Origin of the sequence: Kitasatospora sp. NPDC127067 (assembly GCF_042724755.1) — a bacterium.
Taxonomy (GTDB): domain Bacteria; phylum Actinomycetota; class Actinomycetes; order Streptomycetales; family Streptomycetaceae; genus Kitasatospora; species Kitasatospora lactacystinica.
The window spans coordinates 19,381-34,746 of the sequence record NZ_JBHXEM010000093.1 but is presented as its reverse complement, the minus strand read 5'-3'; the positions used below and the strand labels follow the sequence as shown (position 1 = coordinate 34,746).

Sequence of the window (15,366 nt, the reverse complement as noted above, 5' to 3'; positions counted from 1 at the left end):
TGGCCGCACAGGGTGGAGCGGTGCCGGCGGCCCCGCCGGGGCCCCCGGTGCTGGTGCTGGTGCTGCCACCGCCCGCGCCCTGCCCCGGCGAAGCCCCAGGGCCGGTGGCAGTTCCCGCGGTACCGCCGGTGGCATCCGGCGTTGTCCCGCCGTTGCCCCCGTTGCCTCCCGTGGAGCCCGCTCCGGTGCCGCCGGAGGCACCGCCGCCCCCGGCGACCACCAGCAGGGAGCCGCCCGTACTGACGCTGGAGGCCCCGCCCCCGCCCGGGCCTTCGAACTGGAAACCAGTGAGCGGGAAACTCCCCCCGGGGGCACCGCCGTTGAACCCTCCGGCCCCCGACGTCCCGGTGCCGTTGCAGCCCTTGCCGCCGGTGCCGCCGACGTTGACGGTGAAGGTCGTCGGTGCGACGGTCTGCGGCAGCGTGGTCACCACCCGCGCCCCCGTCCCGCCGGTCCCCGTGACGGAACAGGAGGTGCCGGTGTTGTCGGCGCCACCCGCGCCGTCCGCGGTGATCGTCACCACCGCCGCCGCCGGAACCGTCAAGGTCTGCGAAGCGCCGGTGAAGGTGAAGGTCTGCGACGGATCAGCCTGCTGCGCCCGCACCAACCCGGCCCCGACCGGCGCGGCGGCCACCGGTGGAGCCGTGGCCGCCAGCAGCGCCATACCGGACAGCAGCGCGCCCCCCGCCGACACCACCCCCGCACCGCGCTCCCCACGCCGTCCACCCGAGCCGACCAGGTCTGACGCACCGACGGCACCGACCGGGGTCATCCCACCGGCCGGGGTCCTGTTGAACACGGCCACGGGCCGCTGACGGCCGACCCGATACCACGGTCGGTCGCCCTGTCCACGCGTACGAGCACTCATCCGCGGGTTCACCTCTCCTCACAACAAAGCGCCCCGCACCCCCAAGCGACAAGTCACAGGCATGGCAGGACACCTGACGGAAAATCATGACAAACCACAATTAGATACCCCGATCCGATCACTTCGAGGCAGCGAGGCCATGAGAAACCTCGCGTGTCACAACGCCCGCGCGAGCCGTCGAGGAACCGGCATCCGACCAGGTCACTGCCTGATCCCGACACCCTTCCCGGCCTCGCCTCATACCTCCGTCAGCGCACCGCCGGCCGCATCGGCGGCCTCGCCCGCGAAGCCTCCCTCACAGCGATCCTCGGCGCCCCCACCGAGGCCGAACTGCGAGTGAGCCCGGCCGTCGAGCAGGTACTCGGCCGCCCGCCGCGCCCCTTCGCCGACTGGGCCACCCGCAACGCCGCCGCCTTCCGCCGAGCACGACGCGCAGGCGCCCTCGCGCGGGGGGCCGGTGGGACGGGGATGCAGGACGCCTGAACGGCGGTGTGCCGTTGGGTCGGGCTTCCACGCCGGCGGTGTCGCCGGGGCCGGCTGCCCGAGCGGCCCCGGCGAGACCTGCGCGGGTGACCGGCGTCCGGGGCCGTGGCCCGGCTGCCGGTGGGGGTTCTGTCCGGTCCCGGCCGGTCGCGGGGCCGGTGCGGCGGTGCCCGGGCAGGGGGTGGTCGCCGGGCACCGCCGTCCTGCGACCGGCAGGTACCCGGGCAAACGAGCGTGCAGCCGATCCGTCACCCGGACGTCGTGGCCGGGAGGGAGGGCAGCGGGGCAGCTGGGGGTGGTCTCGGCGCCGGGGTCGCGGCCCCGGTCAGCCCGTCGCGCCGGCTGCCGCCCGGGCCCGGAGGGCGTCGACGGCGAGGCGGGCGGTGGTTCCGATGACGGCGTCGGCGGCGGGCAGGGTGATGGTGGTGGCGGCGGCGCGGGTGAAGACGGCGAGGGCGTAGCGGCCGCCGTCGGGGTATTCGACGACGCCGACCTCGTGGCGCAGCGTGGGGAGGGTGCCGGTCTTGCCGTGGACGCGGACGTCGTCGTAGGGGAAGCCGGAGGCCAGGCGGTGCGGCCAGACCTGGAGGCCGAGGAGGCGTCGCAGGGCGGCGCCGTGGTCGCCGGGGCAGGCGTCGCCGTGCCAGAGGGCGGCGAGCAGGGTGGTCATGTCGCGGGGGGTGCTGTGGTTGGTGAAGGCGGGGTCGAGGACCCTGAGGCGGGCGACGACGGCGGGGTCGACCGGGGAGTCGGGGCCGGTGTCCTCGGCGAGGGCGGCGATGAGGTCGCGGAGCTTGTGGACGGCGACGGTGCGGCTCAGGCCGAGGTCGGCCATGGTGCGGTTGACGGTGTCGAGGCCGATCTGGTCCCACAGGGTGTCGGCGGCGGTGTTGTCGCTGACGGCCGCGGTGAGGTAGGCGAGGTCGCGCAGGGAGAGGCGGGCGGTGTCGAGCATGGCGGCGAGGCCGGTCGGCCCGGGGGTGCGGCCGGCGGCGGGGATCTCGACCTGCCGGGTCAGGTCGATCCGTCCGGCGGCGGCCTCGCGGTACAGCGTCACGAGCAGGCAGACCTTGTGGACGCTGGCGGTGCTGACGGCGGTGTCGGCGCCGAGGCCGATCTCGGCGCCGGTGTCGAGGTCGCGCGCGTGCAGCCGGCCGGTGACGCCCGCGTCGGCGAAGGCCGCGGCGATGCGGGTGCGCGCGGCCCGGCTGTGCGGGGTCCGGTCGGCAGCCGTGCGGTCGGCTGTGGTGCGGTCGGCAGCCGTCCGGTCGGCTGTGGTGCGGTCGCTGGTCACAGCGGGAACTCCATTGCGGGCCGGGGGTGGAGCGGGCGGTTGGGCGGCTGGGGCAGCAGGCCACCGGGTCCGGTCAGCGCCTCGTGGGCGGTCCGGGCGAACAGCCGGACGGCGGGCCCGCCCCGCCCGGCCGGCCAGGCCGTGGAGGTCCGCCAGGCCAGCGGGGTGCCGGTGAGCGGGCGCCAGACCGTACCCGGTGGGGGTGTGGTGCGCGGCACCAGGGCGATGGCGCTGCCGGTGAGCACGAGCGCGCCCGCGACGTCCGGTCCCGGCGGGTCGACGACGGCCTCGGGGGTGCAGCCGTGCCTGGTCAGCGTGGTGAGGACCTCGTCGTACAGGGCCGGGGCCGTGGCGCGCGGGAAGAGGACCAGGCGCAGGCCGGTCAGTTCGGCCACCGCGAGCTCCGGGCGGTCGGCGTACGGACCGCGGGCGGCGAGCAGGGCGCCGAGCGGCTGGTGCAGGACGGGGCCGAAGGCCAGTCCGTCGGCCGGGCAGGGGTGACGGACGACGGCGACGTCGACGGTGTGCTGGGCGAGTTCGCGCACCACGGCCGCGACCGGCAGTTCCCGCAGTTCGAGCCGGGTGCCCGGGGAGGCGGTCTCGAAGCCGGTGAGCAGCGCGGCCAGGGCGGCCGGCCCGAGTTCGGGCGGGACGGCCGCGCGCAGGGTGCCGGCCCGTCCGCTGCGCAGGTCGGCGGCGGTGGCGAGGAGGCGGGCGGCGCTGTCCAGCGTCTCCTCGGCCTCGGCGAGCAGCAGCCGGCCCGCCGGGGTGAGGTCGACGCCGCGCGGGCCGCGGTCGAACAGGGTCACGCCGAGTTCGCGTTCGAGGCGCTGGATCCGCTGGGAGAGCGAGGGCTGGGCGATCCGCAGGCGCTCGGCGGCGCGGCCGAAGTGCCGTTCCTCGGCGACGGCGCGGAAGTGGCGGAGGTGCCCCAGCAGGTCCATGGCCAGTAATCATAGGTGTTTTCTTATCGTCCACTTCATGATTGCGGTCTTGGACTGGGTGGTCGGCGGACTGTTTAGCTGAGCGCGACCGCGCGACCACGACGGCACGAACCACCGCGAGGGCGCGACCGCGACGGCACGAACCACCTGGGAGACCACCGATGACGCCCGACCTCCGCCGCACCCGCACCCGCACCGCGCTGCCCGCGGTGGCCCTGCTCGTGGCCGCGCTGATCGGCGGGTGCGGCCGGGCGGCGAGCAGCGCCTCGACGGCGACGGCACCGGCGGCGAGCGGCGCGACGGCCCCCGGCGCAGGGGTGGCGAGCGCGACGGTGGCGGGCGCGCCCGCGACCGGCCCGGCGGACGCCGCCTTCGCGGCGCTCGAGCAGCAGTTCGGCGCCCGGCTCGGCGTGTTCGCGGTGGACACCGGCAGCGGCCGGGAGGTCACCCACCGGGCCGACGAGCGGTTCGCGTTCGCGTCCACGATCAAGTCGCTCGCCGCCGGGGCCCTGCTGCGGAAGGCGTCCGACGCGGACCTGGACAAGGTCGTCCCCTACCGCCAGGAGGACGTGCTGGCGTGGGCACCGATCACCTCGCAGCACGTGGCGACCGGCATGAAGCTGCGTGACCTGGCCTCCGCCTCCATCCAGTACAGCGACAACACCGCGGCCAACCTGGTCATCGCCGAACTCGGCGGCCCGGCGGCCGTCCAGCGGTCCCTGCGCGACCTGGGCGACTCGACCACCAGCGTCGACCGCACCGAACCCACCCTCAACGAGGCGACCCCGGGCGACACCCGTGACACCAGCACGCCGCGCGTCCTCGCCGCCGACCTGCGCCGCTACGTGCTCGGCGACGTCCTCACCGAGGGCCGGCGCGGGCTGCTGACGGACTGGCTGGTCGGCAACACGACCGGCGGCCCGTACGTCCGCGCGGGGGTGCCCGCCGACTGGAGGATCGGCGACAAGACCGGCAACGCGGGCTACGGCACCCGCAACGACGTCGCCGTGGCGTGGCCGTCGGGCGGGCGCAGCCCGATCGTGATCGTCGTCCTGTCCGATCGCGGCAAGGCGGGCGCCACCTCCGACGACGCCCTGATCGCCCAGGCGACGAAGACCGTCGTCAGCACCCTCGGCTGAGCCTCCCCGACCGGCCAGGAGCCCCGACCGGCAGGAGCCCCGACCGGCCAGGAACCCCGACCGCAACAACCGCATCGACGTCGGCGCGGGTCCGGGGTCGGGGTCGGGGAACACCGGTGCGGGCGGGGAGGGGGTTCAGCGGCGGTGGGTGGCTGTCGCGATGCGGACGAACGAAGGGATCAGCGGGTTCGGGTCGCCCTCGTTCCACGCCACCACCACGCGGCTGGGCGCCATGTCGGCCAGCGGTACCGCGGTCAGTCCCTCGGGCATGCCGTGTCCGAGGGGGGTGATGCCGACCGTGCCGTTCCAGAGCACGGCCTGCCGGCATTCCTGGACGGCCCTCACCGCCGGTCCCCCGCGCGGCCGGCCGCCGGTCCAGTACGCCCCCCACAGCGGGTCGGTGCCGTCCGGGAACCGGAACCAGCACCGGTCGGCCAGGTCGGCCAGCTCCAGGTGCGTGCGGCCGACCAGGGGGTCGTCGGTGCGCAGTACCGCGCCGACCGGGTCGGTGCGCAGCTCGTGCACGGTCAGGCCGGTCTCGTCGAAGGGGGCGCGGGTGAGGGCGATGTCGACCCGTCCGGTGCGCAGTCCGCAGGTGGGGTCGGTCAGGTCGGTCTCGCGGATGCGGACCTCGATGTCCGGGTGTCGCCTGCGGTAGGCGTTGGCCAGGCGCAGGGCGCCGAGGTCGGTGCCGTCGCCGAGCAGGCCGACGGTGATGGCCGTGGGGCCGGTTTCGGCGGCGACGCGTGCGCGGATCCGGTCGGCGCGGTCGAGGAGGGTACGGGCTTCGTCGAGCAGGACGGTTCCGGCCGGGGTGAGGGTGACGCCCTGGGCGGAGCGGTGCAGCAGGGTGGCGCCGAGGTCGGTTTCCAGCTGCTTGATCGCCCGGCTGAGCGGGGGCTGGCTCATGTGCAGCCGGGCGGCGGCCCGGCCGAAGTGGAGTTCCTCGGCGACCGCGACGAAATAGCGCAACGTCCGCAGCTCCATGCTGCGACGATACCCGTGCGGTATCGGGCACATGCGAATCGGTCTTGGACGGCCGGGGTTCCGGGGCGGTGGAATCGCGGCATGAACGACGCATCGCTTTCCGACCCCGCCGTCCACGTGGCCGGCGTCCAGGAGATCGCCCCCGAGCTGCTGGTGGTCCCGGACCGCGGGATCCCGCTGGTTCCCAACATCGGCATCATCGGCGGCACCGAGGCCGTCCTCGTCGTCGACACCGGCATGGGCACCGCCAACGCCGAGCAGGTCCTCTCCCTGGCGTCCGAGGTTGCCGAGGGGCGCCGCCTGTACCTGACCACCACGCACTTCCACCCCGAGCACGCCTTCGGCGCGCACGTCTTCCACGGCCGGGCCACCTACCTCGCCAACCGCGCCCAGGCCGAGGACCTGAAGGTGAAGGGAGCGGGCTACCTGGAGATGTTCCGCGGGTTCGGCCCGCCGGTCGCCGACCGCCTCGACGGCGACGTCCGCGTGGTCGCCCCCGACGTGGTCTACGACGGCGGGTACGACCTGGACCTCGGCGGCCGCCGCGTACGACTGCGGGCCACCGGCCGGGGCCACACCAAGGGCGACCAGGTGATCGAAGTGCCCGACGCCGGCGTCCTGTTCACCGGCGACCTGGCCGAGACCGGGCAGTTCGCGATCTTTCCCTGGTTCCCGCCGTACGACACCGACGTCTCCGGGACCGGCTGGCTGACGGTGATGGAGCGGCTGGCGGCCGACGGGCACCGTACGGTCGTCCCCGGCCACGGCGCCGTCGGCGGCCCGCAGGTCCTCGGCGACGTCCGCGACTACCTGCGCGAGCTGCGGGACGAGACCTGGCGGCGGCGCGACTCCGCCATGGGCGGGAGCGAGATCGTGGCCGAGGTCCGGGCCCTGCTGATCGAACGGCACCCCGAGTGGACCGGACAGGAGTGGATCGAGAAGGGCGTCGGCTGCCTGTGCACCGAACACCCCACCGTCACGGACCAGGACCCGACGGGCTGAGAAACGGGTGGGCGCGGCCTCGCGGGCTCACCGCCGATGCTGGTTCGACCAGTCACCCCGAAAGCGATGAGCACGGCCGTCATCGTTCACGTCTGCTCCCGTCAGCCGCCCGTTCTCGCCGGAGGCTATCCGCTACCGGTGACATCGGAGCCGGTGGGGCGCAGTCCCGCGGGCCGGGGCACCGCCCACATCCGCCTGGCGCCCTGGGCCCACCCGACGACCAGTGCCGCGTTTCGGCGCTGGGGGTGCGGAAAACCTGTCGCCCGGCAGCCCGTCGGCGGTTGACTGGCACCCCGCACGCCGACCGACCGTCGAAGGAGGTTCCGTGGAGGACCCGGATTTCACCGTCCTGCTGACCGGCGGGCAGGGCGGCGGAGCGGCGGCGCTCAAGGCCGTGCGCGCGGCCACCGGGCTGAGCCTGTGGCGCAGCAGGCAGTTGCTGGACAGCGCGCCCGCCACCGTCGTCTCGGGCGTCCCGTTCGACATCGCCGCGCCCATGGCGCGGGACCTGCGAGCGGCCGGCGTGCCGACCGCCCTCCGGTGCGGCTGGTGCCGACGCACCCTGCCCGGCGACAACACCCCCGTCGACCCCGGACCCTGCGCGTCCCGGTACTGGCCCACCGCCCACTGCCAGGCCAATTCCATGACCAGCTGCGACTGCAGTTTCTGCACCGCCTACGGCCCCCTGCCCGGATACACCACCCCCTGAGTGCTGTGGATCGAGCACGTCCGCCACGAGAACGGAACTCACGGAAATCCTCGACCAGATGCCGTCATTCTCAAGCCCGCCCTGCCGCTGGCGGGTAGGAGATCAGCCCACTGCGCCGAGCATGGGCGGCCGGGGGATCGGGCGGGACGGGTGTGCCTGTCCTAGGCATCGGCGAGTACGGGGTGGACGGTTGAGCCGGTGCGTTCCTTGCGGATGTGGAGTTGGGTGGGGATGCGGTCGCTGAGGTCTCCGACGTGGCTGACCACGCCCACGGCGCGGTCGCCGGCGCGAAGCTGGTCGAGGACGTCCATGACGTCGGTCAGGCTCTGCTCGTCCAGGCTGCCGAAGCCCTCGTCGACGAACAGGACGCCCAGGGGGCGTCCACCGGCTTCACCGGTGACGACGTCGGCCAGACCGAGCGCGAGGGCCAGGGAAGTGGTGAAGGTCTCTCCTCCTGAGAGGGTGGAGGCCTCACGTTCCAGTCCGGTCCAGTTGTCGTGGATGCGCAGGGTCAGGCCCGCCTTGGCGCGGCCCCTTCCGGGGTCCTTGTCCTGGCTGTAGACCAGTTGGAAGCGTTCGGAGGTCATGTTCAGCAGGCGGCTGTTGGCCGCGATGACGATCTCCTTGAGGCGACTGGCGAGGACGTATGCCTCGAGCTCCATGCTGAGGGTATTGGCGGTGCTGCGGCCGTTGGCGACCTCGGCGAGGCGGTCGGACAGCGCATGGTCGGCCTGCAGGAGTTCCAACGTGGCAACGGCTGGGGTGAGTTCGTCCGTCAGGCGGTGGATTTCGGTGGCGCGGGTACGGGCCTCGTGGGTGGTGTTGGTCGCGGCCTTGACGGCTGTCTCGGCTGCTGTCAGGGCTGTCTGTGCTGCGATGGGGTCGGCCGGGGGGAGCTGGGCGGCGTCGACGAGTTCGGGGGTGGCAAGGAGGTCGGCGACGGCGGCTTCGTCCTTGTCCCGCTGGTCGAGTTCCGTCTGCCACTGGCGGATGGTGTCGGCGGGCTGGAGGGCGTCGGCGGCTTCGTCGAGGGTGGGGAACCCGGCCTCGACGGCGCTGTTGCGGGCGGTCTCGGTGGCGTCGGTGTGGCGGGTGGCCGCTGCCGTGGTTCGCCGGGCGTGCTCGATGACGTCGGCGAGGCGGTCCCTGTGCTGGGTGAGCGTGGTGATACGTCGTTCCAGGGTGGGGGCGTCGGCGCGGGCTTCGTCGAGTTCGTGGATGATTTGCTGCTGTTCCTGGCGTAGTGTCGTGGCCCGGCTCTGGGCTTCGGTGACCTGCTGCTGGGCCCTGGTGAGCTGCTGGGCCCGCCGGTTGTGTTCGGCCTGCAGCTCCTCAAGGGCCTGCTGGGCCTCCAGGAGCTCGGCAGCCTGCTGCTGGGCCGTGACGTGGGCGGTGTGCGCCTGCTCCAGCCGGGTACGCAGCAGCGTGGCGGGTTCGGCACCCGCGGCGCCCGTCGCCTGCGCGTGTCGTGTAGCCACGTCGGTGCGCGCCTGGTCGGCGGCTTCGTGGAGTTTGCGGGCCTTCTCGTACGACTGGGCGGCCTTCTCCTCGTCCGCGCGGGTCGGCTGCTGCGCGGAGGGCTGTGCGGGGCGGGGGTGTTCGGGTGATCCGCACACCGCGCACGGCCGGCCGTCCTGCAGGTCGCCGGCCAGTTCGGCCGCCATGCCGTTCAGCCGCTGCTCGCGCAGGTCCAGCCATGTCTTCTGGGCGACTCGGGCCTGGTCGCCACGCTTGTTCGCGCTCTTGGTTGCTTTCTCGAGTTCGGCGGCCAGCGTATCGCGGTTCTCGGCCGCCTCCACCTGCCGGATGAGTGCGTTCTCCTCCTTGGCCAGCTGGGGTACCCGTTCGGCGGCGCTGCGCAACGCGGCGAGGCGGTCGGTGGCGGTGGCGTGGGTGTCGGGCCAGATGTCGAGCCACTCCTGGGCGTCCTCCAGTTCCTCCTTCCCGAGTTTCTCCTTCTCTTCCAACGTGAAGATTTGGTGGGCGAGTTCGGTGTGGCGCTCCTCGCGCGGGCGCAGTGCTTCGAGGCGTCCGAGGGTGGTGTGCAGGTCCTGGTGGGCCTGTTCCAGCTCGGGGGTGGTCGCGTTGGCGTGAGTGGTGTCCAGGAGCCTGCGGTGCTCGCGTTCGGTTGCCCGGGTGGTGGCGAGCTGGTCGGCACCCGCGTCTACGGCGGCCAGCAGCGGGCGCAGGTGTTCGGCGCTGCGGGCGTGCTTCAGGCCGACACGCAGTCGCTCGTTGTGTTCACGGCTCTGGTCCAGTGCGGTGCGGCGGGCTAGGGCTTCGCTGTAGCGCTGCTGGCGGCCGGCGAGGTCGCCGGTGGTGGTGAGGGTGGCTTTGGCGGCCCTGTGGATCTGGTCGGTCTTCTCCTCGCCGGCGCGGGCGGTGTCGTGGGCGGCCGTGGCGCGGGCGAGGAGGTCGTGGGCCCATGGCAGCAGGTCGGTGCCGCAGGGTGCGCCGGGTGGCGGTGCCGCCTCGGCGAGCTGGGGGCCTGCCGCCTGCTCGATACGGCTGCCGAGCCGGTCAACGGCGCCTTGTGCCTGCTGGAGGTTGTCCCTGACGGTGTCCCGGTGTTCCTTCAGCCAGGTCTGCAGGTCCTGGAACCTGTGGGTGGTGAACAGGTGGCTCAGCAGTGCGCGCCGGTCGTTTGCGCTGGCGTGCAGGAACTTGGCGAAGTCGCCCTGTGGGAGCAGGACCACCTGGCAGAACTGCTCTTTGGTCAGGCCGAGGAGTGCGGTGATCTGTGCTCCGGTTTCCTGGACGTGGGCGCTGACGGGTTCCCACGTGGTGCTGCCATCCGGGCGGGTGGTCCGCTCGTGCAGGTGTGCGGTGGCCTGGTGGGTGGCGGTGCCGTCCTTGGCGCGGGTGCTGCGGTAGGTCTGCGTGGGGGTACGGGCGATCTTGAAGCGGCGGCCGAAGGCGCTGAACTGCAGTTCCACATGGGTTCGCAGCGTGTCCGGGGCGTGGTCGCTGCGCAGCCGGGCGGTGGGCCGGTGACCGGGGACCGAGCCGTACAGGGCGAAGCACACCGCGTCGAGGACGCTGGTCTTCCCAGCACCGGTGACGCCTTTGAGGAGGAAGACGCCGGCGTTGAACAGTTGGTCGAAGTCGATGTCCTCGGTGCGGGCGAACGGTCCGAAGGCGGTGACGGTCATGGTGTGCAGGCGCATCAGAGTGTCTCTCCCTGGGCAGTGACGCGTACGTGTTCGATACCGCGGCGCAGCAGGTCCCGTTCGGGTTCGGTGGCGTCGGCCTGGGTGACGTGGTGCAGGAATTCCAGGGCGATCTCGTGGTCGGTGAGGCTCTCCATGCGTTCGCGCGAGGGCAGGTCGTCGGCGCAGGGGCCGGTGGCGGCGTGGGTGAGCTTGAGGACGCGCGGGAAGCGTTGCCTCAGGCGTTCCATGGCCATGTGGGAGCGGCTGGTGTCGGTGAGGGTGACGTGGAGCCAGGCTTGTTCCAGGTTTGTGTACTGGTCCCGGGTCAGGAGGTCGTCCAGTTCGCCCTGGAGGTGGGCGAGGTGGTAGGGCTCGGGGCAGGGAATGGCGCGGGCGGTCATGGCGCCGTCACCGTCGAGGTCTACGAGCCACATGCTCTTGGGGTGGCCGGCTTCGGTGAACGAGTAGGGCAGTGGGGATCCGCTGTAGCGGACACGGTCGCTGATCCGCTGGCTGCGGTGCAGGTGGCCGAGGGCGACGTAGTCCATGCCGTCGAACAGTGCCGCGGGAACGTTCGCGACGCCCCCGACGGTGATGTCGCGCTCGCTGGCACTGGGCTCGGCGCCGGTGACGAAGGCGTGGGCGAGGACGACGGCGCGGGTGCCGGGTCGGGTGGCCAGGTCTTCGCGGACTCTGTCCATCGCTGTGCCCAGGACGGCCTGGTGGCTGGTTGCGGGCGCGTCGAGGCGCTCGCGGACCAGGGCGGGTTCGAGGTAGGGCAGGCCGTAGAAGGCGACGGGACCGTGTGCGTCGTTGAGCAGCACGGGGCGGGCCAGGTCGCGGGGGTCGGTGCGCAGGTGGATGCCGGCGTGTTCGATCAGTCGGGAATTCACACCGAGTCGACGGGGAGAGTCGTGGTTCCCACTGATCATGACGAGGGGGACGTTCAGCTCGGCGAGTTTCGCGAGGGTGTGTTGGAACAGGTCGATGGCCTCCAGTGGAGGGATCGCCCGGTCGTAGACGTCGCCGGCGACGGCTACCGCGTCCACGCGTTCGCGCTGTACCACGTTGATCAGGTCCTCGAGGAAAACGCGTTGGGCTGCGAGGAGGGGTTCACGGTGGAACGAGCGGCCCAGGTGCCAGTCCGAGGTGTGCAGGATCCTCATGGGCTGCGACCGTAGCGCTTACTCTCCAGTCACACGAACTGGCGTTCATTTCGTAGGAATTCAGTTCAGAAGTTTGATGGAAGGCGTCAAGTTCCTTCGGATTCGGCCTGGTTCGGATCATGTGCTGCCTGGGGCGGAGCATGAGGGTGCGGCAGACGTTCTAGGATGGTGCGTCCTGGTACCCCTGCCCCTCCGGCGGCCGGTGGTGCGATGAGTCGCGAGGACGCCCCCGCGGCCCGGCGAGCGAAGTGGAGCGGGACGAGCGCAGTGCACCTGGACAGCTTCAGTGTGAGCGGCTTCCGCTCGCTCACCCACGTGGCGGGCATTCCCGTGAGCCGGCCGACCATCCTGGCGGGGCACAACGACGGCGGCAAGAGCGCCGTGCTCGACGCGCTCGCGTTCCTGGTGGGCGAGCACGTTCTCACCGACGACGACCGCACCTACCGAAGTATCGACGATGACGGCGGACAGGTCTCGTCGCCCGCTCGCTGCGAGAGCACCACTGTGACCGGCCGCTTCGTCCTGGACCACTGGGAGCAGGAGCAGTTCGACCTCCCGCCCCGGGTCGAAGTACGCCGGCACTCGCCGATCGACGGGCCGGCCCGGCTGGAGCTGTGGGGGCCTCAGCCCGACGACGAGCGCCTGCGCTCGCTGGAACGACTTCTGGTTCCCGCTCTGAAGAGCCTGGCCGCGGAGTTCGGACTCAACCCCGCCAGTACGTTGAAGGCCGACCTGCTCGCGGCGCTGCGCGCGTACGCCCGTGACCACTCCAGCGGACACGCCTGGCTCCCCGCGCCGGCCGGGCTGTCCAAGCGCATGCCCAGGTACCTCGTGTTCGACGGCAAGGCCGGCCGTCCCGACGACGCCGTCAAGGCCGCATTGACGGAACGCTTCCAGAGCCACGTGGCCGACTCCGACGTCAAGGAGAAGCTGAGCATCGTGGAGGAGGAGGTCAAGGACCGGCTGCGGGTGGACGCCGAGTCCCTGTGCAAGCACATCCAGGCCCGCTGCCCCGACCTCGCCGAGGTGACCGTCGCGCCGGAGGTCTCCTTCCAGCACGGCTTCCGCGGGGCGCCGTTGCAGATCTCACAGGCCGCCGGCGAAGCCGTCGGCCTGGAGCGCTCCGGTCTGGGGCGCAACCGCCGTGTGTCGCTGGCCGTGTGGGAGTGGACCAGCAAGCTGCTCGCCGACGAGGAGAACACCGCACCGCAGGTGGCGGACCCCGACGAACCCGCGCAGCCCGGCCCGGTGCAGACCATCGTCGTGTACGACGAGCCCGACACCCACCTCGACTATGGTCACCAGCGGAAGATCATGGCCCTGATCCGGGAGCAGAGCGCACTCCCCCACGTCAGCGTCCTGGTCGCGACCCACTCCATGAACCTCATCGACGGCGTCGACATCAGCGACGTCGTCCACCTCAAGCTCGACAACCACCGCACCGTCGTGGAGCGGCTCGGGGCCGGTGTAGTCGGCGACGCCCTCGACGACCATCTCGGCAAGATCGCGGCCGCCGTCGGCCTGCGCAACTCCGTTCTGCTGCACGAACGTTGCTTCCTCGCCGTCGAGGGGGACACCGAGCAGCGCGCTTTTCCACTGCTGTTCCGGCTGTGCGAGGGGCTCACCCTGCAAGCCGCCGGGGTCGCCCTGTGGTCCTGCTTCAACAACGAGGGGGCCCTGCACCTCGCCCGATACCTGATCACACGGGGCCGCACGGTGATGCTGGTGGTCGACGCCGACAGTCGCAACGCCTCCAAGAGCATCTTCAAGCCCGCCAAACTCACTCAGTTCTTCGGGAACGGCGTCGCGAAGCACGTGAAGTTCCTCGGCGAGCCCGAGGACGACGCCCCGCAGACGGACAGGTTCAACGAGTTGGAGGAGATCTTCGAGGACGAGGTGTGGGCGCGTGTGGCCAACCAGATCTGGGCCAGGCCTGACCCGGACCAGCCCTGGACGGAGGGCGACTTCGCCGCGCTGCGCGGGCAGGGGAAGTTCAGCTCCGGCGTGGAGCAGATGCTCCGGGCCGCGAGCCCGGACGGGCCGGGCGGAAAACCCGAGATGATGTACCAGCTGTCCACGGCCCTGACCGACCCGGCAGACGTTCCCGAGCAGTTGCGGAAGGTCTTCTCCGAGATCAGGAAGCTAGCCGGATAGCCGCGCTTCGCAGCGCGGCGCCGCCACCCGACTGCCTGCGCGAGCGCCGCGCCCGCATGCGCTCCTTGCGTTGTTCGAGCGTGGGCGGCTCCCAGGTGTGCCAGCCCACCGGAGGCTTCCAGCGTTGCATGTGCTCACGCTCCTCAAGCCCACACCATCGGCAGCCTCCGGGCAAAGGTATGCGCAGGTCAGAACCCTTGGCAGGCATGTTCGCTCCTCTCGCGACACCCCGTATTCTTCCCCTCGCCACTGACAACACGCGCGTCCGGGAGCATTCGGCGGGCTCACCCTGCCGTTGACGGACGGCAGCGCGAGAGCGCGCGTGTGGTCGGGCAGCCGTGACCCGGCTACCCGACCACACGTAATTTTCGGAGACACCGGACGCCGGAGGATCAGGGCTCGGTGTCCATCCAGACGATGTCGTTCAGCTCGACGTCGAGGTTGCGGGCGCGGTGGTACCGAGCAGGCGGGCCAGGTCCGGGGTGTCGAGGCCGTCGGGGATCTGCCAGCCGCCCGAGGCAAGGGCTCCCCAGGCGGGGATGCACAGCTGGACGCACGGGCACTTGCCGTCCTCGGGGGTGCGATAGATGCGGGCCCAGGGGCCCAGGCCGCGCTGGGTGAGCAGCCAGTCGGCCTTCTCGATCTGTTTTAACGGCCTCGTGGGTCTTCGGCAGCTGGCCCAGGCGCTGGACGAACTCCTTCTTCTCGTCCCGCCCGAGCGGCGGCAGGCCGAGCTGGGCCGGAGCGGCTTCGGTGAGGACTACCAGGGCGTCACCGTCCTTGCCGGGCCGGTGCAGCCTCGGCGAGCCGAGCTTGGTCTCCAGCGCCCACTCGACGACATCGGTGAGCGTGCGCCCGGCCAGCGCGGTCGGCGCCGGCGTGCCGTCGGCGAGGTAGGCCACCAGGGCCTTACCGGACGGGTCGATGACCGGCACCGCGAGCGGGCCAGCCGGGAAGCGGGCGGCCGCGGCGGCCTCCCAGTCCCCGCGCTCTCCCTGCGGGCGGCGCTCGCGTCCGGAGGCAGCGTGCCGTCCTGCGACTCGAAGGTGAGGACCTTCCGCGATCACGCGCTGAGCTGCGCCGCAGTGGACCAGGCCGCCGCCGAGTGCAACACGGTCCGGGGAGCGGGCGGAGGGGCGGGCCCATTGGAGCGAAGCCGGCAACGGCCAAATGGGCCAACCCTGACGAACTTCTCACCGTCGGCCTTCAACGACGGCACCACCGTCGCCACCTTCTCCCCCGGCGGAGGAGAAGGCGAGGGTTCGCGCGGCGACAGCGAGGCAGGGTCGGGCGGGGTAACGCAGGCCGACCCAAGGCCAAGCTGTCACGACGGCTGCAGCTGCGGCCCGGGCGGGGCCGGGCCTGGGCGGGCGGCCGAGCGGGGTTGGCGGACCCCGGGGCGGGGGCGCCCCCCCACCCCCCCCCCCCCCCCCCCCCCCGCCCCCCACCGCACCGACACAACAACCCC

At 72.3% G+C, this 15,366-nt stretch carries 12 protein-coding genes; 5 read left to right on the top strand and 7 right to left on the bottom strand.

Features of this window, described 5'->3' with window-relative positions; all coding sequences use genetic code 11:
• Positions 1-697: hypothetical protein (locus tag ACFWJ4_RS29605; protein WP_380549118.1), on the bottom strand; the 697-nt coding region annotated here is incomplete at its 3' end.
• A gap of 324 nt (positions 698-1,021) precedes the next feature.
• Between ACFWJ4_RS29605 and ACFWJ4_RS29600 the strand changes: the two genes are divergently transcribed.
• Entirely contained in the window at positions 1,022-1,351 is a 330-nt protein-coding gene (locus ACFWJ4_RS29600) for a hypothetical protein (RefSeq protein WP_380549117.1), read from the top strand.
• 325 nt (positions 1,352-1,676) lie between these two features.
• Here ACFWJ4_RS29600 and ACFWJ4_RS29595 read toward each other — a convergent pair whose 3' ends face one another.
• Together ACFWJ4_RS29595 and ACFWJ4_RS29590 are read right to left on the bottom strand one after the other, a co-directional pair.
• The gene (locus ACFWJ4_RS29595; RefSeq protein WP_380549120.1) at positions 1,677-2,540 is read right to left on the bottom strand and encodes a serine hydrolase; all 864 of its coding nucleotides are present in this window, start codon (positions 2,538-2,540) and stop codon (positions 1,677-1,679) included.
• 101 nt (positions 2,541-2,641) lie between these two features.
• The gene (locus tag ACFWJ4_RS29590; protein ID WP_380549115.1) at positions 2,642-3,589 is read right to left on the bottom strand and encodes a LysR family transcriptional regulator; all 948 of its coding nucleotides are present in this window, start codon (positions 3,587-3,589) and stop codon (positions 2,642-2,644) included.
• A gap of 161 nt (positions 3,590-3,750) precedes the next feature.
• Here ACFWJ4_RS29590 and bla point away from each other — a divergent pair, with 161 nt between their 5' ends.
• On the top strand, positions 3,751-4,728 hold the full coding sequence (gene bla / locus ACFWJ4_RS29585) for a class A beta-lactamase (protein WP_380549113.1): 978 nt from the start codon (positions 3,751-3,753) through the stop codon (positions 4,726-4,728).
• A 135-nt stretch (positions 4,729-4,863) separates the two neighbouring features.
• Here the strand turns inward: bla and ACFWJ4_RS29580 are convergent, their stop codons facing one another.
• Positions 4,864-5,715, bottom strand: a complete 852-nt coding sequence (locus tag ACFWJ4_RS29580; RefSeq protein ID WP_380549112.1) for a LysR substrate-binding domain-containing protein — start codon at positions 5,713-5,715, stop codon at positions 4,864-4,866.
• 81 nt (positions 5,716-5,796) lie between these two features.
• Here ACFWJ4_RS29580 and ACFWJ4_RS29575 point away from each other — a divergent pair, with 81 nt between their 5' ends.
• Together ACFWJ4_RS29575 and ACFWJ4_RS29570 are read left to right on the top strand one after the other, a co-directional pair.
• The gene (locus ACFWJ4_RS29575; RefSeq protein WP_380549110.1) at positions 5,797-6,717 is read left to right on the top strand and encodes an MBL fold metallo-hydrolase; all 921 of its coding nucleotides are present in this window, start codon (positions 5,797-5,799) and stop codon (positions 6,715-6,717) included.
• Positions 6,718-7,042: 325 nt separating this feature from the next.
• Complete coding sequence (locus ACFWJ4_RS29570; RefSeq protein WP_380549107.1) at positions 7,043-7,426, top strand: ribosomal protein L7/L12; 384 nt, start codon at positions 7,043-7,045, stop codon at positions 7,424-7,426.
• A 161-nt stretch (positions 7,427-7,587) separates the two neighbouring features.
• Here the strand turns inward: ACFWJ4_RS29570 and ACFWJ4_RS29565 are convergent, their stop codons facing one another.
• Together ACFWJ4_RS29565 and ACFWJ4_RS29560 are read right to left on the bottom strand one after the other, a co-directional pair.
• Positions 7,588-10,593: an AAA family ATPase gene (locus ACFWJ4_RS29565; RefSeq protein ID WP_380549104.1), complete on the bottom strand. Its 3,006-nt coding sequence runs from the start codon at positions 10,591-10,593 to the stop codon at positions 7,588-7,590.
• Positions 10,593-11,744, bottom strand: a complete 1,152-nt coding sequence (locus ACFWJ4_RS29560; protein WP_380549102.1) for an exonuclease SbcCD subunit D — start codon at positions 11,742-11,744, stop codon at positions 10,593-10,595. The genes ACFWJ4_RS29565 and ACFWJ4_RS29560 overlap by 1 nt, the downstream gene beginning before the upstream one ends.
• A gap of 267 nt (positions 11,745-12,011) precedes the next feature.
• Here ACFWJ4_RS29560 and ACFWJ4_RS29555 point away from each other — a divergent pair, with 267 nt between their 5' ends.
• On the top strand, positions 12,012-13,898 hold the full coding sequence (locus tag ACFWJ4_RS29555) for an ATP-dependent endonuclease (protein ID WP_380549099.1): 1,887 nt from the start codon (positions 12,012-12,014) through the stop codon (positions 13,896-13,898).
• Positions 13,899-14,290: 392 nt separating this feature from the next.
• On the opposite strand, the gene ACFWJ4_RS29550 is transcribed toward ACFWJ4_RS29555, so the two are convergent.
• On the bottom strand, positions 14,291-14,833 hold the full coding sequence (locus ACFWJ4_RS29550; protein WP_380549096.1) for a hypothetical protein: 543 nt from the start codon (positions 14,831-14,833) through the stop codon (positions 14,291-14,293).
• Positions 14,834-15,366 lie beyond the last annotated feature (533 nt).

What these genes read in the sequence shown, in the direction of transcription:
- ACFWJ4_RS29590 (WP_380549115.1), bottom strand. Translation starts at nt 3,589, where the DNA reads ATGGACCTGCTGGGGCACCTCCGCCACTTCCGCGCCGTCGCCGAGGAA.
- bla (WP_380549113.1), top strand. Translation starts at nt 3,751, where the DNA reads ATGACGCCCGACCTCCGCCGCACCCGCACCCGCACCGCGCTGCCCGCG.
- ACFWJ4_RS29580 (WP_380549112.1), bottom strand. Translation starts at nt 5,715, where the DNA reads ATGGAGCTGCGGACGTTGCGCTATTTCGTCGCGGTCGCCGAGGAACTC.
- ACFWJ4_RS29575 (WP_380549110.1), top strand. Translation starts at nt 5,797, where the DNA reads ATGAACGACGCATCGCTTTCCGACCCCGCCGTCCACGTGGCCGGCGTC.
- ACFWJ4_RS29565 (WP_380549104.1), bottom strand. Translation starts at nt 10,593, where the DNA reads ATGCGCCTGCACACCATGACCGTCACCGCCTTCGGACCGTTCGCCCGC.
- ACFWJ4_RS29560 (WP_380549102.1), bottom strand. Translation starts at nt 11,744, where the DNA reads ATGAGGATCCTGCACACCTCGGACTGGCACCTGGGCCGCTCGTTCCAC.